Source organism: Bacillus sp. bc15, assembly GCF_900142585.1.
In the GTDB taxonomy this organism is placed as follows: domain Bacteria; phylum Bacillota; class Bacilli; order Bacillales; family Bacillaceae_G; genus Bacillus_A; species Bacillus_A cereus.
On record NZ_FRBJ01000002.1, the window covers coordinates 294,226 to 312,967 of the forward strand.

Consider the following 18,742-nt stretch of genomic DNA (forward strand, 5'->3'; position numbering starts at 1 on the left):
GAAATTAAGGCACCAATTAGTGAATATTTATTTCCTTTTTCACTACAAGCGTCGCTCTTACAATCGTTACAGTAAATTTTTATTTAGGGGGATCTACATGAGTCAAACAATAGGGAGAATTGAAGAAATTTCATTTTATAGCGCATCACTTCAAGAAGACGTTACGCTTCTCGTTTATTTGCCAGTAAATTACACACCACTGCACAAACATACAGTTGTAATTGCACAAGATGGTAGAGATTATTTTCAGCTTGGTAAAGCGCACCGTGTAATTGAGCGCCTTCGTGAAACTGAAGAAATTGACCGTACAATTATTGTCGGTATTCCATATAAAAATGTACAGGATCGTAAAGAAAAATATTTCCCAAGTGAAGTGAAAAATGCTGCATATATTCGTTTCCTTGCTCATGAACTTGCACCATATATTGATGAAAATTATCCAACGTACCAAATGGGAAAAGGTCGTGTTTTAATTGGTGATTCTCTTGGCGGAACAGTTTCCTTTATGACTGCACTTATGTATCCGCATACATTCGGTAAAGTCGTTATGCAATCACCATTTGTGGATGAGACAGTGATGAACTTAGCAAAAGACTTCAAAGATCCACAAGCATTAGAACTGTATCACGTCATTGGTACAGAAGAAACGGCTGTAAAGCGTACTGATGGACAAGTATCTGATTTCGTAGAACCAAACCGTGAGTTAAATACACTTCTCACAGATAGAAATTTCATTACGCATTACGAGGAGTTTGAAGGTAATCATACTTGGAAATATTGGCAAACTGATTTACCGAAAGCCTTCTCTCATATTCTATCAATGAAATAATAGAGAGCAGTATTCAGAATAATTTGATATAATAGATAAAGAGATTTATTTATCTCAAAATCTAACTAGACTTACAAAGGGAGGAATTGGAACATGAAATTAGGCATTGTAATTTTTCCATCTAAAATGATTCAAGATAAAGCGAACGGATTGCGTAAGCGTTATGACCCGCACTACGCATTAGTTCCGCCACATATTACATTGAAAACACCCTTTGAGACGCAAGATGAACAATTAGAATCGATTGTAAACGAGCTACATACAATCGCAGGTAAAACGAATCCTTTCACCCTTCATGTTGGGAAAGTTGGTTCATTCGCACCTGTTAATAACGTCCTTTATTTTAAAGTAGAAAAAACACCTGAACTTACTTTCTTAAATGAAGAAATGCATGGCGGGTTATTCACACAAGAACGCGAATATGCTTTCGTACCTCACTTAACAATCGGACAAGGCTTATCAGATGCAGAGCATGCTGATGTATTGGGTCGATTACGTATGAAAGATTTCTATTATGAACAACCAATTGATCGTTTCCATCTTCTATATCAATTAGAAAATGGAACATGGACTGTACACGAAACATTCCACCTTGGAAAGGGGAACAACTAATTTGCACGCACAGATTGTACAAACGGACGAACAACTAAGAGATGCATTCTCTGTACGTAAACAAGTGTTTGTAAATGAACAACGTGTCTCTGCTGAAGAAGAGTACGATGAGTTTGAAGAAACTTCAGCACACGTTGTTATATATGACAATGATGTTCCAGTTGGTGCTGGACGTTTTCGCACCCTTGATGGTATAGGGAAAATGGAACGCATTTGCGTGCTAGGTTCCCATCGTAAAAAAGGTATCGGAAAAATTGTTATGGATGCGCTTGAAGCGTATGCAAAAGAAAATTCGCTACCAAAATTGAAACTTCATGCTCAAACACATGCTGAAGATTTCTATAAAAAACTTGGCTATGTAACGAGTTCTGATGTATTTATGGAAGCAAATATCCCGCACGTCGTAATGATAAAAGAATTGTAATTTGAAAGCAGGAGGTGACCCCTCCTGTTTTTTACATTGCTATTTTCTTTTTCTTCCGCTAAAGTTAAATGTTGATGCTATAGTTTTGAAGGTGAACATATGACACAAGAAAAATTTTCACAAAAATCGTTAACACACGCCGATATTCCGCGTGCGACATATCATATTCCGAAAACATCTACCCATTTAATTATGGAAGAAGATGTAGATGCGGCTTATTTCCGCGCTCTCGAACAACAAAATGTTTTTTTAAATGAAAAACAATTAGAAGCCGTGCGCACAACAGAAGGTCCTGTTCTCACACTAGCTGGTGCTGGAAGCGGGAAAACATCTGTTTTAACAACTCGCGTTGGTTATTTAGTAAATGTAAAACAAGTTCATCCACGAAATATTTTATTACTTACATTTACACAAAAAGCAGCTGAAGAAATCCGAAGTCGTGTTGCGAAGTTACCAGGTATGAATCATGCAGCAAGTAGCTATGTTGTTGCTGGTACATTCCACTCTGTTTTCTTAAAATTGCTTCGTAGTCAAGGGTATAATCAGCAAATTTTAGCAAATGAAAAACATAAACAAATTATGATAAAGAAAATCTTAAAAGAATTGCGTTTAAAAGACGATTATGATGCGGAAACGATACTCGCGATGATTTCACTTGAGAAAAACAAATTAAATCGTCCGAAAGATGTAAAAGCGAAAACACCAGTGGAACAAGAATTTAAAGAAGTATATGAACGTTTTGAAGAAGTAAAACAACGATACAATTATATTGATTTCGATGACATCTTATTGGAAACATATTATATGTTAGAAAATAATGCTCCTTTACTAACTCAATTACAACAACGTTTTCACTACATTGAAGTAGATGAGTTTCAAGATACATCGTATGCACAATATGAAATTGTAAAATTGTTAGCCACACCAAGAAATAATTTGTTCATCGCAGGTGATGATGATCAAGCTATCTATGGCTGGCGAGGGGCAAGTCACCAAATAATTTTATCTTTTCCAAAAGAATTTGATAACACAACAATCATTGCACTAAATACGAATTATCGATCCAATCCCTTTATCGTCGGGCTTGGAAATGAAGTTATAAAATTAAATCAAGAACGTTTTGATAAAGAGCTATACTCCGTTCGTGAGGAAGGTGTACAACCTTTTTATTCAAGACCTGCTACGACTCTTGATGAAGCAAATCAAATTTTACAGCTCATTCAAGAAAAAGTGGATAGCGGTGAACGAAACTATAAAGATTTTTGTTTACTGTATCGCACACATTCTGTAAGCCGTTCGTTACTTGATCAGCTTACCATTCATAAAATCCCGTTTATTAAACACGGGGCGAGCCAATCATTTTATGAACATTCTTTAATTAAGCCTGTATTAGATCATTTAAGACTCGTGATTGAGCCGTTTCGACTAGAATCACTTTCAAACATATTGCCGACGATGTATATCGGACGTGATGATTGTATTTCATTTATTGAGCGTGAACAATGGAAATATGGTGAAGGCCGTTTTCCTTCTCTTCTTCATTTCTTATTATTAAATCCGAGCTTAAAACCTTTTCAAGTGAAAAAAGTAAATGAGCGTATTGATTTTATTAAATTTATTAAAGAATTAGAACCGAAAAAAGCATTAAAAGAAATCATTCATGGTAAAGGAAAATATTTAGAGTACTTACAAAGTAACGATCGTTCTTCCTTTACGATGCATAAAGACATACAAGAAGAAATGTTGGAAGAATTAATGGAGTCTGCAACTCGTTTCACCGATATTCCAGCTTATTTACAATTTATTGACGAAGCAATTCAAGGTCAAAAAGAAATGGAAGCATTAAAAACAATGCCGCAAAAAGATGCCGTTTCACTTATGTCAATTCATAACGCAAAAGGCCTTGAATTTCCATGTGTCTTTTTACTTGGAGCGAGTGATGGGATCCTGCCGCATACTTCTTCTTTAAAAGATGCAAATGATCGTGTTACGGAAACTTCTGAAGCATTAGAAGAAGAACGCCGATTACTTTATGTCGCCATTACACGTGCGAAAGAAGAACTTTACATTTCTTCTCCGCAATTTTTCAGAGGAAAGAAATTAGATATATCTCGTTTTTTATATACTGTGCGAAAAGATTTACCTGAAAAGACATCCACTAAATAAGGATGTCTTTTTTTATAATGCGTTATGTACATCCCTCCTATATAAATTCCTTGTTTTTATCATAAGAATTAACGTAATATCAACCATATCCCACTCATATTGTAATAGTGTATGTCAGAACTCACGAGAAGGAGTGAACATAATGAGCTGCAATTGTAATGAAGATCATCAACATGAGTGTGATTTCAACTGTGTATCGAATGTTGTTCGTTTTATACATGAACTACAAGAATGTGCAACGACAACATGTGGATCTGGTTGCGAAGTTCCATTTTTAGGTGCACATAACAATGCATCAGTAGCTAATACACGTCCTTTTATTTTATACACAAAAACTGGAGAACCTTTTGAAGCATTCGCACCATCTTCAAGCCTTACTAGTTGCCGATCTCCTATTTTCCGCGTAGAAAGTATAGATGATGATGACTGTGCTGTATTGCGTGTATTAACTGTAGTTTTAGGTGATGGTACCGCTGTACCACCTGGTGACGACCCAATCTGTACGTTTTTAGCTGTACCAAATGCAAGACTAATATCAACCTCCACTTGCATTACTGTTGATTTAAGTTGCTTCTGCGCTATTCAATGCTTACGCGATGTTTCTATTTAAAACTAAATAATGAGTTAAGCATGGATTGGGTGGCAGATAATTCTGCCACCCAATCCATGCTTAAAGAGTATTCTTATGTAAATTTCTTAAAATTGGGAACTTGTCTAGAACATAGAACCTGTCCTTTTCATTAACTGAAAGTAGAAACAGATAAAGGAGTGAAAAACATGTTCTCTTCTGATTGCGAATTTACTAAAATCGATTGTGAGGCGAAGCCAGCTAGTACACTACCTGCCTTTGGTTTTGCTTTCAATGCTTCTGCACCTCAGTTTGCTTCACTATTTACACCACTATTATTACCTAGCGTAAGTCCAAATCCAAATATTACTGTTCCTGTAATCAACGATACAGTAAGTGTCGGAGATGGCATTCGAATTCTACGAGCTGGTATTTATCAAATCAGTTATACATTAACAATTAGTCTTGATAACTCACCTGTTGCACCAGAAGCTGGTCGTTTCTTCTTATCATTAAATACGCCAGCTAACATTATTCCTGGATCAGGTACAGCAGTTCGTTCTAACGTTATTGGTACTGGTGAAGTAGATGTATCCAGTGGTGTTATTCTTATTAACTTAAATCCTGGTGACTTAATTCAAATTGTGCCAGTTCAGTTAATTGGAACTGTAGACATCCGCGCAGCAGCATTAACAGTTGCACAAATTAGTTAGTAAAAAGCGGTATTTCTAATACAGAAATACCGCTTTTTATATAATAAAAAACACTCACAGTAGCATGAGTGTTTCATTCTTCATATTGTTTTATTGCGTTCTTCTTTTTCCCACAATTGCATCCCTTTTTCTTCACAAATCCTTGTTGTTGTAATTGTTCTTGATATGCCTGTTGTTGTGCTTGGTGTTGTTGCTGTATATGATACCACTGCTGCAGGTCATATGAATTTTGCCTTGGATTATTGCTCACAGCAAACATCTCCTCTACTGTCAATTCTGTCTATTTACTATATGAACAACTCTTTATTTCCGTTCCCTGATTCTTTTAAACTCCGCTTTTTCTCTTATTATGAAAAAATATTATTCTCCCATAAAATATCCTGTAACTGTTTCAATGATTGCTGCTGCACCTGCAATGGCTAATAATGCAAGTAACGGCTCCGCAATGATAGGAATCCAATTATATAAAACTAATAAAAAAGCACTAACCCATACACCTGTACACCAATAACAGCTTAACAATTCACCAATCCACTTTCTTAATCCTTTACCTTTTACTTTTGTAAATGTTGATACACTTCCATCCGGCTCCGTAATCTCTAATTCATCAATAAATGGTCTTCGCAAAAAGGCTGTTATTTTATCATATACAATTAAACGAGTGAGCCTAAAAGCAGCTAACGCAAAAATAAAAAATAAAAGCCAGCTTGTAAACAGCATAATTCCACCTTCCCTTATCCTCTTTCGCCTATTTAAAAAAAAAGGTCTTGAGATTGTGACCAAATCTCCTCGACTCCAATATCTTATTAATGTAAATACAAACAAGAAGATAAGGAGTGACATTAATGAGTTGTAACGAAAATAAACACCATGGCTCTTCTCATTGTGTAGTTGACGTTGTAAAATTCATCAATGAATTACAAGATTGTTCTACAACAACATGTGGATCTGGTTGTGAAATCCCATTCTTAGGTGCACACAATACTGCATCAGTAGCTAATACACGCCCTTTTATTTTATACACAAAAACTGGAGAACCTTTTGAAGCATTCGCACCATCTGCAAGCCTTACTAGCTGCCGATCTCCAATTTTCCGTGTGGAAAGTGTAGATGACGATAGCTGTGCTGTACTACGTGTATTAACTGTAGTTTTAGGTGACAGTTCTCCGGTACCACCTGGTGACGATCCAATTTGTACGTTTTTAGCTGTACCAAATGCAAGATTAATATCTACAACTACTTGTATTACTGTTGATTTAAGCTGTTTCTGTGCAATTCAATGCTTACGCGACGTTTCTATCGTTAAGTAAACTAAAAAACTATTGGGGTGGTAGAAGCTTTCTACCACCTTTACATATTTAAAAGCCAGCCATACTAATCGATTGGATATCATCTATAGACAACCTAATATCTCTCATACTATTTTGCGGCATAATAGATACAATGCCATTACGATACGATATGATCGATCCAACATAAGAAACTGTAGCTGTTTTTATTCTGCACCTTACTTTCGGAATATAATGAGGGCGGTTTAATAAAAAATGAATTTTTTCATCATTATTCATATCCTTAAATGATTTATTATACGGGACAGTTCTTACTGGTTCTTGTTGTTCTTGCTCTTCTTGTTCTGCGTGTTCTTCTTTTTCTTCTTCTATTTTTTCTTCCCCTTGCTGCTCTTCTTGTTGTTCTTGTTGTTCTTGTTCTGTTACCTCTTCCACAGCACCGCTTACAATATTTTCATGTCTATTACTTTGCTCTTTTTGATCTTCATTTTCAAAGTTTGTCAGGATAATCCTTTTTATTTTCGGTGCAGCAAGTTCTAAACTTACTTGCGCAATATATAACAACGGTTTTCCAACTGTTGAACTTTTATTTTTATTCTTCACACTCGTCCCTCCCACTTCCATACGTAGCTGAATAAATCGTGTACTATTATAGTTATATTCATCACGTGGTAAGAACTTTCGTTAAAAATCGTTCTTTCTCAGAACAAATAAAAAGGACAATCTCAGCATTTAGAGATTGTCCTTTAAAAATTAATATTCTATTTATCCTAGGATATGATACCCTGAATCAACGTGAATGTTTTCTCCTGTTACTCCACGTGCTAAATCACTGAATAGGAATACTGCTGTATCGCCAACTTCTTCTGGAGTTGTTGTACGACGAAGTGGTGCGCGCTCCTCAATTTCTCTTAAGATTGAGTTGAAATCGCCTACACCTTTTGCAGACAACGTACGAATTGGTCCTGCAGAAATAGCGTTGACACGAATACCATGTTGACCTAAATCGTTCGCTAAATATTTCACGCTCGCTTCTAATGAAGCTTTCGCAACACCCATAACGTTATAATTTTTCACAACGCGCTCGCCGCCAAGGTATGTTAACGTTAAAATATTTCCGCCTTCTGTCATTACTTTTTTTGCTTCTCTTGCTACAGCTGTTAAAGAGAATGCACTAATATTTTGTGCAAGTAAAAATCCATCGCGAGAAGTATCTACAAATTCACCTTTTAAGTCATCGCGATTTGCAAAAGCAATACAATGTGCTACACCGTGAATAGTACCTACTTCTTGTTTAATTGTTTCAAAGCAAGCTGTAAGTTCCTCATCATTCGTTACATCACAAGGTAATACAAGTGATTCTTGTCCTTCTAATGTGTCCGCTAATTCACGAACGTTTCTTTCTAAACGTTCTCCTGCATATGTGAATATTAATTTTGCACCTGCATTATGCAAAGAGCGAGCAATTCCCCATGCAATACTTCTTTGGTTCGCAACGCCCATAACAACAAATGTTTTCCCTTGTAATAGTTCCATGATATATCCTCCCAGAAATACTTATACTTGTTATTAGTACCTGATACTATAATTATAGTACCATAAAACCGCTTAAAGGCAAACAAAAAAGTCATTAACAGAAATTTGTTAATGACTTTTGGTTTCTATAAAAAACCGCTCTAATCCTTCTTCCCAAGAAGGCATTTGTGAAAAACCATTTAATCGTAGCATGTTGTGTTGAAAAATAGAATATTTGGGCCTCGCAGCTGCAGCCCCGAATTCTTCCGTTGAAACAGGTAATACATTCACTTTCATATTTGCATACGAAAATATCTTTTGTGCAAATTCAAACCAAGAGCATGAGCCTCTGTTTGATACGTGGTATGTACCGTATAAAGAAGTATGAATGAGCTTATTAATAACCATATTTAAATCCGCCACATACGTAGGCGAGCCAACTTGATCCGCTACAACAGATATTTCATCTCTTTCTTTTCCTAATCGCATCATCGTTTTCACGAAATTATTTCCATATTTACCATATAGCCACGATGTGCGAACGATAAAATATTTATTATGTAACTCTTTGACGAACTGCTCCCCCGCATACTTAGAGGCTCCATATATATTTATCGGCGCTGGACTATGAAATTCGTCGTATCCATCTGGTCTGGCACCTTGAAATACATAATCAGTACTAATATAAACTAGCTTCGCCCCTACTAATTGTGAAGCAACCGCTACATTTCTAGCTCCGATTGCATTTATTCTATATGCAAGATCCTGTTCTTTCTCCGCATGATCTACTTTCGTATAGGCAGCACAATGAATAATTATATGTGGTTTTATTTCTTGTACCACTTGTTGTATTCGGGATATATTTGTCACATCTAATAACTTTTTATCAAATGGATATATATCATATTCTTCAGAGTTTAACTCTTCAAATAGTTGCTTTCCTAATTGACCGTTTGCTCCTGTTATGATAACCCTCTCTTTCATGTAACATGCCCCTTACTGGTCTTTTAGTGGTTTCCACCATTCCTTATTCTTTTCATACCATTTCACCGTCTCTTGTAATCCTTGTTCAAACGTATATTTCGGTTCCCAATCAAATTCATTCTTCATTTTCTCTGCATCAATCGCATAACGACGATCGTGCCCTAAACGATCTGTAACATATTCAATGTCTTTTTTTGTTTTTCCTAAAAGAGTAATAATTTGTTCCACAACTTCTACATTTGTTTTTTCATTATTTCCACCTATATTATATACTTCTCCTACACGTCCCTTATGCAAAACAACGTCAATCGCACTGCAATGATCCGTTACATGTAACCAATCTCTTACATTTAAACCATCACCATATAACGGTAGTTTTTTTCCTTCTAGTGCATTCGTAACCATTAATGGAATTAATTTTTCAGGATACTGGTACGGTCCATAATTGTTAGAACAACGCGTTACTATAACCGGTAATTGATATGTTTTATAGTAAGATAGAGCTATCATGTCCGCGCTCGCCTTACTTGAAGAATATGGACTATTTGGAGCTAACGGCGTTTTCTCTGTGAACTTCCCTGTTTTTCCTAAAGAGCCATACACTTCATCCGTTGATACTTGCACAAATTTTATATGCGAATATTTTTTAACTAGTTCTAATAAAGTGACCGTCCCAATTACATTTGTATCATAAAAAGGAATCGGATTTTCAATACTACGGTCCACATGTGATTCAGCTGCAAAATTTACAATCACTTGTACGTCCCGCTCTTTTATAACGTGTTCTAATAGCTCTCCATTTTGAATTTCTCCCTTTACAAAAAAGTAATTCGGGTGATTCTGAAGAGATTTTACATTATTTAAATTCCCGCTATATGTTAATGCATCGTAATTAATAATTTTATATGTTTCATAACTTTGTAGCATGTAATGAACGAAATTACTTCCAATAAATCCAGCCCCACCTGTTACTAATATATTCATAAACAACGCTCCTACTTAAAAACTATCTTCATATTCCTCTAATAATGGTAATATCTGATCCTTATCGGACAATATAGGATCGGTTACTGGCCAAGGAATTGCTAAATCTTTATCTTCCCAAAGTAATCCAGAGTCATGCTCTGCGCTATAATATTCATCTACTTTATACATAACGATAGTATGCGGGACAAGCGTGCAAAATCCATGTGCAAACCCTCTTGGCACTAGTAATTGCCGATGGTTATCTGCACTTAAAATATACCCTTTCCATTGTTTAAATGTTGGTGATTTTTTTCGTAAATCAACGATAACATCATAAATTGCCCCTTGCATAACTTGAATGAGTTTCGTTTGTGCTTTCGGTTTTTTTTGAAAGTGTAGTCCTCGAATCGTTCCAGCCTTAGCCGAATAAGATACGTTATCCTGTACAAATGAATACGTAATCCCTAATGTTTCTAGCACCTGCTTATTATAACTCTCTGAAAAAAAACCACGCTCGTCTCCAAATAACCTCGGTTCTAACAATTTTGCATCGGTAAAATTTGTTTCTATAACTTTCATATTCTCACCTATTCTCCGTTAAACTGTTTCCCAAAGTTAATATCCCGTGCTAACGTATTCGCCTTTTGAAGCGAAGCATGAGTTCCCGCATCAGTCCACCAGCCGCTCATTTCATTATAAGTAAGTACCCCTCGTTTTAAATACCAATTATTTATATCTGTAATTTCAAGTTCTCCCCGTGCAGAAGGTTTTAATTCTTTAATATAAGAAAAGACTTTCGAATCATACAAATAAATTCCCGTAACCGCATAAGAACTTTTCGGCTCTTTCGGCTTTTCTTCAATTTCAACTATTTTTCGATTTTGAATATGTGCTACGCCAAATCTTTCGGGATCTTCTACAGATTGTAATAGCACTTTCGCACCTTCTTTTTGATTTGCAAACTCTTCAACATACGGAAGAATATCATCTGAAAAAATATTATCCCCTAATATAACTACCATACGATCATTCCCGACGAAATCTTCACAAAGCCCTAACGCCTGTGCGATCCCGCCCGCTTTATCTTGCACACGATACGTAAAGGACACTCCAAATTCATGACCACTCCCTAAAAAGCTAACAACATCCCCCATATGCTCTTTACCTGTAATAATCATAATATCTGTAATATCGCATTGTTTTAGCTTATATACCGCATGATAAATCATCGGATACCGACCAACAGGAAGTAAATGTTTATTCGTTACTTTCGTTATTGGATATAATCTCGATCCAGTACCACCTGCTAAAATAATTCCTTTCACTTTGCATCTCTCCTTTATGATGGAGATAATATATCTTTGTAATGTTCTACAAACACTTTCCGGTACTTCTCATATGTATCCGCATCAAACTCATCCCCGTTGTAATGAATACACCATAAATTTGCTTGATTTGGGATACCGATTAAATAACCAGCCCTTTGAAACTCTAAAGACTGTGATATATCATAAAAGTGAAACCCTTGAAACAAATCTTCTCGCCACGGAATATCATACTGCGTTGCCATAAATAAACCATCAATTGCCTGAACTGACAAAAATGGTTGATTACCATAAAAAACCTGATCTAAATTTAATAATTGATAATTCTGTCTTCTATACTCAATCACTTTCCCTACTAAATTTTTTCCTTCCCACCATATCCCGTTATTCGGTAAAAACTGAGCCCCAGCGACTCCTATTAAACCAAGCTTTTCATTTTCTTTAAAAAGAGATATAAGTGTAGAAAACATGTCTCGATTAATAAGATATGTATCTTGATGTATATACACTTTGTATTTCGCTGGATATGAAAGGGCTCGGTTGTATGCACTTGCCATACTTTGCGCATCTCGTATCGGAAAAATTTGCACGACATAACCAGGGGGAACAAAAATGTTTCTTATTTGGCTCTCACATTGTTTGAAAAGCTCCTCATTATTTACACAAACAACGACTAATATTGTATGATCTTTCATTTTTGTCCCCCCTTTTATTCTTCCTTATTTACATCTGACATATAGTGTTCCACAAATATTTTTCGATACTTTTCATAGTTCGTCATATTCACATCAAAATGATAATGGATACACCAAGCATCGCGCTGTACAGGCACACCGACTGTATATCCTGCTTTTTTAAATTCAAACGATTGAGATACATCATAAAAATCAAATCCGTCAAATACGTCTTCTCGCCACGGAACATCATATTGTGTCGCCATTAATAAACCGTCAATACATTCTACAGGAATAAATGTTTTTGATTCATGATACGGTTGTTCTAAACTTGCCATATAAAACAAATCATTCATATAACCAATGACCTTCCCTACAATTCCACGCCCTTCGTTCCATACACCAGTCGGAGGAACATATTGCGCTCCAACCATCCCAATCATCCCAAGGTGTTCATGTTCCTCAAATAATTGAAGTAATCCGTATAAAAAAGCCCTATTTATAATAAAAACATCTTGATGTAAATAAACTTTATACTTCGCAGGATGCGAAATGGCTTGATTGTATCCACTCGTCATACTTTTCGCATTTCGAATCGGCATAAATTGGACAATATATCCTGGCGGTACTAACAATTGCAATATATGTCGCACGCAGTTTGCATACAATTTCCGATCATTTATACATGTAACAAATAATATTGTTTTGTCTGCAGCACTCATAATTGTGATTTTTCAGCTTCAATAATATACTGAAATACAACTGTCTCAGCCATGAAGCCACTTCCAAGACGATATTTTTTACAAATTCCATATAACTCCTCAATAAGTGGTTCATACATTTTATGATCAACATATACACGATCTACTTTACTAATTGAATATCCTGCTTTTAAAAACATTCTTAGCATTTCATTGAATGTAAAGAAACGAATATGTGTTTTATCTAATAAACCATATTCTGTATACGTCCAATTTCCAGCAAGTAAGGGAGCTAATACTGAAATATGAGCAACGTTTGGTATACTTGCTAAAATCACACCATTTTGCTTTATATATGGCTTTACTTTTTCTATTACAGCCCACGGATCAAATAAATGCTCTAATACATCCCCAAATATGACGCAATCAAATTGCCCCTCCTCATAAAGAAGATCTATTTTTTCTATATCCCCTAAAATAACATGATCTAGTCTTTCTTTCGCTTTTTCTGCCGCCTCTGGAAATGCCTCAATTCCTGATACACGTGTACCATTTTCTTTAATAGCCGCTCCCAATGCACCGCTCGAGCAACCAATATCAAGAACTTCTTTCCATTCCTTTTTTATATGCTTTAATAAATTCGGATTCGCTGCATTATAATAATGCTCGGATTTTTCTTCATATAAAGAACTTTTTTCGCGATTCATTTCACACACTCCTTATGCAAATTGAATTAGAAATATAAATCTCATATGAATTCTATAAAGTGCAGATTTTTTTCATCCCCCAATGATTATTAGCCCGCAAATAGCAGTATAAAATCTTTTATTTATATTGGTTACGTTACTGATACTCTAATATATAACCAATCTATTAGAGTTAGAATAGCGATAAATCATTTCTAAAAAACGAAACCTATTACACTTTATATGGTTTATCAAAAACTCCCCGAAAATATTTACGGTTATATTCAATTGCAGCATTATTCGGAACATAAGAAGCTGCTAATTCATTGTAATAATACGCTTTATCCTGCTCCCCTAACCTGCTATAACAAATACACATTTGTAAATAGGGTAGCCATGTGTAGCTAGCTGGACTATGGAAAGGGCTTTCCGTTGCCATTGGTACTTCCGTAGCAAGTTTAAACCAAAATATCGCTTCATTATATTTTTCTTGTTCCATATATATATATCCTATTCTTGTACAATTCTCTCCTCTAGGGACGTCATACCGAAACGACTTCACACAAGATTCGATTGCCTTCTCCCACATTCCGAGCTTCGCATAGCAATCTCCTAGCTTACCACATGCATAAATTTTTTCTTCATACCATCCTTCGTCTTGATTAAGAAATGTTTCATATAGAAGAACTGCATCATCATATTTTTGGTTATCCGTAGATTCATTTGCGTAATAAAATAAATCTCTCGGACTCAATTCTTCACCTGCAGCTACAGTATTTTGAAAAATTTTCAAATTACGATCTGTTACTTTTTTTTCTTTTTTATGTGTAATAGCAACATTACTACTAAAAACCTCACCAGAAATAGCTAAATACTCATGAACCTTTCCAAACCATTGAAATTGTTTTTCACGCTTTACAAGTCGATTTCTTTTTGTACAATATAAAGGTTTCCCGTTAGAATCCATTGCAAGATGATAAGGCATCGAAACAGCATCAATTTTAGGATCTAATTCTCTTTTTAAAAATTTCAATGCTTCTTGAGCATCTTCTAATAAGACGTCATCTGCATCTAGCCACAATATATACTCTTGCGTCGCTTTTGAAAAAGAAAAATTTCTTGCTGCTGCAAAATCATCAATCCACTGGAAATCATATATGTTAGAAGTGTAGTTCTCTACGATTTCTTTCGTTCGATCGACGGAACCTGTATCAACTACTATAATTTCATCCACAATTTTTTCAACTGTTTCTAAACAACGGGCTATTGTCTCCTCCTCATCTCGAACAATCATACATAAACTAATTGTAATTCCTTGCTTGTTCAACATAATCACCCTCTTCCAAATCAATCATATGTTATACATATACTAAACTTTCCATTTTTTTAAATTGTTCAAGTAGTTTAAGATTTCTTTTCAATAATTCAAATGTCCGTGTCATTTTCTTTCGGTTTTGCATCTACTATATAATGAACGCTTTATGGAGGTGAATTTATGTCAAATAATAATTATTCAAATGGATTAAATCCCGATGAATCTTTATCTGCTAGTGCATTTGACCCTAATCTTGTAGGACCTACATTACCACCGATACCACCGTTTACCCTTCCGACTGGGCCAACCGGGCCTACTGGACCGACTGGACCTACGGGGCCGACTGTACCTACCGGGCCAACTGGACCGACTGGACCTACGGGGCCGACTGGACCGACTGGACCGACTGGACCGACTGGTGTCACTGGGACTACTGGACCTACGGGGCCGACTGGTGACACTGGGGCTACTGGACCTACGGGGCCGACTGGTGACACTGGGGCTACTGGACCTACGGGGCCGACTGGTGACACTGGGGCTACTGGACCTACGGGGCCGACTGGTGACACTGGGGCTACTGGACCTACGGGGCCGACTGGTGACACTGGAGCTACTGGACCTACGGGGCCGACTGGACCTACGGGACCGACTGGACCTACTGGCCCATCCGGACTAGGACTTCCAGCAGGATTGTATGCATTTAACTCCGCTGGAATTTCTTTAGATCTTGGACTTAATGCTCCAGTACCATTTAATACTGTTGGATCTCAGTTTGGTACAGCAATTTCTCAATTAGATGCTGATACTTTCGTTATTGCTGAAACTGGATTCTATAAAATCACTGTTATCGTATATACTGCGGCAATAAGTGTATTAGGAGGGCTTACAATCCAAGTAAATGGGGTATCTGTACCAGGTACTGGGGCTACTTTAATCTCAGTTGGAGCACCTATCGTTGTTCAAGCAATTACGCAAATTACGACAACTCCATCATTAGTTGAAGTAATCGTTACAGGACTTGGGCTATCATTAGCTCTTGGTACAAATGCATCTATTATTATTGAAAAAGTTGCTTAATTTTTTACTTAGCAGTAAAACTGTTATCAGTTTTACTGCTTTTTCAATTTTAAATTCAATCATGAAACATTCGCTATCTACATAATCATATTGTTGTATGACATTTTGCAGGAGGCACAAATATGGAAAGTAAATCTGCTGTTCAGCTTTATCTCGAATTGCTAAAGAAGACAATTTTATTTGAAATATGGTTGGAATATGAGGCATACTTACCCGCATCTCTACATATTTCGAAAGAACTAGAATTCGAACCAGTTACAGTCCCCCTCCCTTTATTCATTAAGCAATATGCTGAAAACCATAACTTAAAAATTGTAAAACCAAATGTTTCAAAAAGTGAACGTCATGATGGAATGGATTGGCCAAGAGCAGCACATAGCATGATTGGTCGAGAACGTATGAACCAATTACAAGAGGCAATGGAAACCGTTGTTCGTGAAAATATAGAAGGAGATTTTATTGAAACAGGTGTATGGCGCGGAGGATCATGCATTTTTATGAATGGTTTTTTACAAGCAAACAACATTACGAATCGTAATGTGTGGGTCGCAGATTCATTTGAAGGTTTGCCAGCACCGAATCTAGAACAATATCCAAAAGATTACGGTGATTATTTACACACATTCGATTACTTACGCGTCTCTTTGGAACAAGTACAAGAGAATTTTAAAAAATATGATTTACTAAATGATCAAGTGAAATTTTTAAAAGGCTGGTTTAAAGATACTTTACCAACAGCACCAATTGAAAAAATAGCAATTGCACGGCTTGATGGTGATATGTACGAATCTACAATGGATGGTCTCGTGAACTTATATGATAAAGTTTCTAAAGGTGGCTATATAATTATCGATGACTACGGGCTACCGCCATGCGCTGAGGCTGTGACAGACTTTAGAAACCAACGAAATTTAAAAGCCCCTATTACTAAAATTGATGTATTTGGCGTTTATTGGAGAAAAGAATAAAAAAAGATTTAATCTATAGGGGATTCTATTTTCATTCATCCTTCTCTCACTTCTAATCCAATTAAGTATTCTTTTTCGGAATCTCCTTACATATAACAATTGTTTTCCTGTGTTCTCTCACTAAAAATTGAAAATTTTATTAATAGATTTACTGCATCTTCTCATACAAGAAAGGGGTATACTCATGAGCGAACTTAACAAAGAAATGACTTTACTCCCCCCTCCTGAACTCGTCCAATATGTAGGTGGTGACTTCAAAAAAGTTGGAAAAGAATTCCTAAAGCATTTTATTCAAATTGGCGCTTTAAAATCAAATGAAAAAGTATTAGATGTAGGCTGCGGCGTCGGCCGAATGGCTGTACCATTATTGAATTACTTAAATGATGATGGAGCGTATTATGGATTTGATTTGTTTAAAGATGGAATTACTTGGTGTCAAAATAACATTTCAACTATGCGTAATAATTTTCACTTTGAACATGTTGACATATATAATCAATTCTATAATCCAGAAGGAAAAGAAGATGCCTCTCAATATCGTTTTCCCTATGAAGACGGGACATTCGATTTTATCTTTTTAACTTCTGTATTTACGCATCTTCTCCCAAAAGAATTAGAACATTACGTATCTGAAATTGTACGTGTATTAAAAAAAGACGGGAGATGTTTCATTACATTCTTTCTTATAAATCCTGAATCGTCCTATTATTTAAATGCAGGACAAAGTACATTAGGTTTTTATCATCGAATTGAAAATTGCTACGTTGTGAATAAAGATATTCCGAATTTTGCAGTTGCTTATCCTGAGACAGATATTTGCAATCTATTGAATAAGTACGGCCTAGAAATAATTAATAAGCCGCATTACGGTTTATGGTGCGGCAGAAATGAATATACAAGTTACCAAGATATTGTTCTTACAAAAAAAAGCTTCTGAAAGGAAGTTATGTATGATGAATGAAAAAAATCCACCTCTCGTTTCCATCCTTATTCCCACTTATAATCGGCCTCATTATTTTAAAATCGCTCTAGAAAGTGCATTGGCACAAACTTATTCAAATATTGAAATCATCATCGGAGATGACAGCACAAATGATGAAACAGAAACTTTAATACGCGAACAATACTTACCAAATTATAAAAATATAACATACATTCGAAATATCCCTACTCTAGGACAATTTCACAATGACCTTATGCTCATAGAAAAATCAAATGGTGAGTATATAAATTTTTTAATGGACGATGACGTGTTTTATAAGCATAAAATACAAAAAATGATGGCCTATTTTGAGCAAGATCTCAATAAAAATCTTGCTCTTGTTACTTCTTATCGAGTACGTATTGATGATCATGGAAATCTAATAGGTGATTCCCATCCAACCCAAAGGTTATATAGTGAAGACACTCCATTAAACGGAATATTTTTAGGTAATTGGATGTTAAAGGGCGGGCACAACATTATCGGTGAGCCTACAACTACTTTGTTTCGAAAAGAATTGCTCACGGATCCTTTTGGTACTCTTAAAAAGCGACAATATTCTTGTAGTGTTGATATGGCCTCATGGATTTCTTTACTTTCTAAAGGAAATGCAATATACATTTCTGAGCCTTTAAGTCAATTTCGCTACCATGCTGGACAACAAATACACAATAAGCTCCTTCAAGGTTGTGAAGATTTCACACACCTCGTTATAACAGCAAAAGAATATGGCTTTTTACAAAATACTACGGACTATAGAGCAGCTCTACTTAGTGCTTACCAATGGTGTAAAAGTTCCTTAAAATACTATCTTCATCAACTAGATATTTTTCCTGACGCACATGTACGTCTTTCCCATTGTTTGGATATAATTATTAAAGAGTTAAACAATTAAATTACTCTGCAAAATTAAAAGTGTATGGGCTATATGCGAATCATTCGTATAGT

General features: G+C 35.8%; 23 protein-coding genes. 11 read left to right on the forward strand and 12 right to left on the reverse strand.

Annotated features, from left to right (window positions below; genetic code table 11):
- Window positions 1-97 precede the first annotated feature (97 nt).
- The 6 genes from BUA87_RS11340 (at window position 98) to exsF (ending at window position 5,312) form a co-directional block, all read left to right on the forward strand.
- A complete protein-coding gene (locus BUA87_RS11340; protein ID WP_000084015.1) occupies window positions 98-829 on the forward strand; it encodes an alpha/beta hydrolase in 732 nt (243 codons plus the stop codon).
- A 93-nt stretch (window positions 830-922) separates the two neighbouring features.
- A complete protein-coding gene (locus tag BUA87_RS11345) occupies window positions 923-1,441 on the forward strand; it encodes a YjcG family protein (RefSeq protein WP_000765871.1) in 519 nt (172 codons plus the stop codon).
- Window position 1,442: 1 nt separating this feature from the next.
- Window positions 1,443-1,865, forward strand: coding sequence for a GNAT family N-acetyltransferase (locus tag BUA87_RS11350; RefSeq protein WP_072939699.1), 423 nt, complete (start codon window positions 1,443-1,445; stop codon window positions 1,863-1,865).
- A 99-nt stretch (window positions 1,866-1,964) separates the two neighbouring features.
- Entirely contained in the window at window positions 1,965-4,031 is a 2,067-nt protein-coding gene (locus tag BUA87_RS11355) for an ATP-dependent helicase (protein WP_072939702.1), read from the forward strand.
- A gap of 142 nt (window positions 4,032-4,173) precedes the next feature.
- Window positions 4,174-4,641, forward strand: a complete 468-nt coding sequence (gene cotY, locus BUA87_RS11360; protein WP_001277719.1) for a spore coat protein CotY — start codon at window positions 4,174-4,176, stop codon at window positions 4,639-4,641.
- Between the two features lie 167 nt (window positions 4,642-4,808).
- Complete coding sequence (gene exsF, locus BUA87_RS11365; RefSeq protein WP_000492939.1) at window positions 4,809-5,312, forward strand: exosporium protein ExsF; 504 nt, start codon at window positions 4,809-4,811, stop codon at window positions 5,310-5,312.
- Between the two features lie 73 nt (window positions 5,313-5,385).
- Here exsF and BUA87_RS11370 read toward each other — a convergent pair whose 3' ends face one another.
- On the reverse strand, window positions 5,386-5,571 hold the full coding sequence (locus BUA87_RS11370) for a hypothetical protein (protein ID WP_023521433.1): 186 nt from the start codon (window positions 5,569-5,571) through the stop codon (window positions 5,386-5,388).
- Between the two features lie 101 nt (window positions 5,572-5,672).
- The gene (locus BUA87_RS11375; RefSeq protein WP_000899660.1) at window positions 5,673-6,032 is read right to left on the reverse strand and encodes a DUF1360 domain-containing protein; all 360 of its coding nucleotides are present in this window, start codon (window positions 6,030-6,032) and stop codon (window positions 5,673-5,675) included.
- Window positions 6,033-6,157: 125 nt separating this feature from the next.
- Here BUA87_RS11375 and exsY point away from each other — a divergent pair, with 125 nt between their 5' ends.
- On the forward strand, window positions 6,158-6,622 hold the full coding sequence (gene exsY, locus BUA87_RS11380) for an exosporium assembly protein ExsY (protein ID WP_001277740.1): 465 nt from the start codon (window positions 6,158-6,160) through the stop codon (window positions 6,620-6,622).
- Window positions 6,623-6,670: 48 nt separating this feature from the next.
- On the opposite strand, the gene BUA87_RS11385 is transcribed toward exsY, so the two are convergent.
- The 10 genes from BUA87_RS11385 to BUA87_RS11430 form a co-directional block, all read right to left on the reverse strand.
- A complete protein-coding gene (locus BUA87_RS11385; RefSeq protein WP_072939705.1) occupies window positions 6,671-7,225 on the reverse strand; it encodes a spore coat CotO family protein in 555 nt (184 codons plus the stop codon).
- Between the two features lie 141 nt (window positions 7,226-7,366).
- Window positions 7,367-8,137: an enoyl-ACP reductase FabI gene (gene fabI, locus BUA87_RS11390; RefSeq protein WP_000421885.1), complete on the reverse strand. Its 771-nt coding sequence runs from the start codon at window positions 8,135-8,137 to the stop codon at window positions 7,367-7,369.
- Window positions 8,138-8,245: 108 nt separating this feature from the next.
- Window positions 8,246-9,100 (reverse strand): dTDP-4-dehydrorhamnose reductase, encoded by an 855-nt coding sequence (gene rfbD, locus BUA87_RS11395; RefSeq protein ID WP_000664659.1) that lies wholly within the window; start codon window positions 9,098-9,100, stop codon window positions 8,246-8,248.
- Window positions 9,101-9,112: 12 nt separating this feature from the next.
- Window positions 9,113-10,084, reverse strand: a complete 972-nt coding sequence (rfbB, locus tag BUA87_RS11400; protein WP_001024177.1) for a dTDP-glucose 4,6-dehydratase — start codon at window positions 10,082-10,084, stop codon at window positions 9,113-9,115.
- A gap of 15 nt (window positions 10,085-10,099) precedes the next feature.
- Window positions 10,100-10,645, reverse strand: coding sequence for a dTDP-4-dehydrorhamnose 3,5-epimerase (gene rfbC, locus BUA87_RS11405; RefSeq protein WP_000864165.1), 546 nt, complete (start codon window positions 10,643-10,645; stop codon window positions 10,100-10,102).
- Between the two features lie 8 nt (window positions 10,646-10,653).
- Complete coding sequence (locus BUA87_RS11410) at window positions 10,654-11,391, reverse strand: sugar phosphate nucleotidyltransferase (protein ID WP_000676160.1); 738 nt, start codon at window positions 11,389-11,391, stop codon at window positions 10,654-10,656.
- Window positions 11,392-11,405: 14 nt separating this feature from the next.
- The gene (locus BUA87_RS11415; protein WP_000651522.1) at window positions 11,406-12,086 is read right to left on the reverse strand and encodes a glycosyltransferase family protein; all 681 of its coding nucleotides are present in this window, start codon (window positions 12,084-12,086) and stop codon (window positions 11,406-11,408) included.
- Window positions 12,087-12,100: 14 nt separating this feature from the next.
- Window positions 12,101-12,787 carry a glycosyltransferase family protein gene (locus BUA87_RS11420; RefSeq protein ID WP_001271186.1) on the reverse strand — a complete coding sequence of 229 codons (687 nt, stop codon included), beginning with the start codon at window positions 12,785-12,787 and terminating at the stop codon, window positions 12,101-12,103.
- Entirely contained in the window at window positions 12,784-13,473 is a 690-nt protein-coding gene (locus BUA87_RS11425) for a class I SAM-dependent methyltransferase (protein ID WP_072939707.1), read from the reverse strand. The genes BUA87_RS11420 and BUA87_RS11425 overlap by 4 nt, the downstream gene beginning before the upstream one ends.
- A gap of 211 nt (window positions 13,474-13,684) precedes the next feature.
- Entirely contained in the window at window positions 13,685-14,782 is a 1,098-nt protein-coding gene (locus BUA87_RS11430) for a glycosyltransferase (protein ID WP_000932916.1), read from the reverse strand.
- Between the two features lie 165 nt (window positions 14,783-14,947).
- Here BUA87_RS11430 and BUA87_RS11435 point away from each other — a divergent pair, with 165 nt between their 5' ends.
- The 4 genes from BUA87_RS11435 to BUA87_RS11450 all read left to right on the forward strand — a co-directional run bounded on the left by BUA87_RS11435 (window position 14,948) and on the right by BUA87_RS11450 (window position 18,689).
- Entirely contained in the window at window positions 14,948-15,844 is an 897-nt protein-coding gene (locus BUA87_RS11435) for a BclA C-terminal domain-containing protein (protein WP_072939710.1), read from the forward strand.
- A 122-nt stretch (window positions 15,845-15,966) separates the two neighbouring features.
- Window positions 15,967-16,812: a TylF/MycF family methyltransferase gene (locus BUA87_RS11440; protein ID WP_000444386.1), complete on the forward strand. Its 846-nt coding sequence runs from the start codon at window positions 15,967-15,969 to the stop codon at window positions 16,810-16,812.
- Between the two features lie 184 nt (window positions 16,813-16,996).
- Entirely contained in the window at window positions 16,997-17,749 is a 753-nt protein-coding gene (locus BUA87_RS11445) for a class I SAM-dependent methyltransferase (RefSeq protein ID WP_001292839.1), read from the forward strand.
- A gap of 13 nt (window positions 17,750-17,762) precedes the next feature.
- The gene (locus BUA87_RS11450; RefSeq protein ID WP_071713727.1) at window positions 17,763-18,689 is read left to right on the forward strand and encodes a glycosyltransferase family 2 protein; all 927 of its coding nucleotides are present in this window, start codon (window positions 17,763-17,765) and stop codon (window positions 18,687-18,689) included.
- Window positions 18,690-18,742 lie beyond the last annotated feature (53 nt).

Coding starts and splice junctions, on each gene's coding strand:
- BUA87_RS11340 (WP_000084015.1), top strand. CDS start 98: ATGAGTCAAACAATAGGGAGAATTGAAGAAATTTCATTTTATAGCGCA.
- BUA87_RS11345 (WP_000765871.1), top strand. CDS start 923: ATGAAATTAGGCATTGTAATTTTTCCATCTAAAATGATTCAAGATAAA.
- BUA87_RS11355 (WP_072939702.1), top strand. CDS start 1,965: ATGACACAAGAAAAATTTTCACAAAAATCGTTAACACACGCCGATATT.
- cotY (WP_001277719.1), top strand. CDS start 4,174: ATGAGCTGCAATTGTAATGAAGATCATCAACATGAGTGTGATTTCAAC.
- exsF (WP_000492939.1), top strand. CDS start 4,809: ATGTTCTCTTCTGATTGCGAATTTACTAAAATCGATTGTGAGGCGAAG.
- BUA87_RS11370 (WP_023521433.1), bottom strand. CDS start 5,571: ATGTTTGCTGTGAGCAATAATCCAAGGCAAAATTCATATGACCTGCAG.
- BUA87_RS11375 (WP_000899660.1), bottom strand. CDS start 6,032: ATGCTGTTTACAAGCTGGCTTTTATTTTTTATTTTTGCGTTAGCTGCT.
- exsY (WP_001277740.1), top strand. CDS start 6,158: ATGAGTTGTAACGAAAATAAACACCATGGCTCTTCTCATTGTGTAGTT.
- BUA87_RS11385 (WP_072939705.1), bottom strand. CDS start 7,225: ATGGAAGTGGGAGGGACGAGTGTGAAGAATAAAAATAAAAGTTCAACA.
- fabI (WP_000421885.1), bottom strand. CDS start 8,137: ATGGAACTATTACAAGGGAAAACATTTGTTGTTATGGGCGTTGCGAAC.
- rfbD (WP_000664659.1), bottom strand. CDS start 9,100: ATGAAAGAGAGGGTTATCATAACAGGAGCAAACGGTCAATTAGGAAAG.
- rfbB (WP_001024177.1), bottom strand. CDS start 10,084: ATGAATATATTAGTAACAGGTGGGGCTGGATTTATTGGAAGTAATTTC.
- rfbC (WP_000864165.1), bottom strand. CDS start 10,645: ATGAAAGTTATAGAAACAAATTTTACCGATGCAAAATTGTTAGAACCG.
- BUA87_RS11415 (WP_000651522.1), bottom strand. CDS start 12,086: ATGAAAGATCATACAATATTAGTCGTTGTTTGTGTAAATAATGAGGAG.
- BUA87_RS11420 (WP_001271186.1), bottom strand. CDS start 12,787: ATGAGTGCTGCAGACAAAACAATATTATTTGTTACATGTATAAATGAT.
- BUA87_RS11425 (WP_072939707.1), bottom strand. CDS start 13,473: ATGAATCGCGAAAAAAGTTCTTTATATGAAGAAAAATCCGAGCATTAT.
- BUA87_RS11430 (WP_000932916.1), bottom strand. CDS start 14,782: ATGTTGAACAAGCAAGGAATTACAATTAGTTTATGTATGATTGTTCGA.
- BUA87_RS11435 (WP_072939710.1), top strand. CDS start 14,948: ATGTCAAATAATAATTATTCAAATGGATTAAATCCCGATGAATCTTTA.
- BUA87_RS11440 (WP_000444386.1), top strand. CDS start 15,967: ATGGAAAGTAAATCTGCTGTTCAGCTTTATCTCGAATTGCTAAAGAAG.
- BUA87_RS11445 (WP_001292839.1), top strand. CDS start 16,997: ATGAGCGAACTTAACAAAGAAATGACTTTACTCCCCCCTCCTGAACTC.
- BUA87_RS11450 (WP_071713727.1), top strand. CDS start 17,763: ATGATGAATGAAAAAAATCCACCTCTCGTTTCCATCCTTATTCCCACT.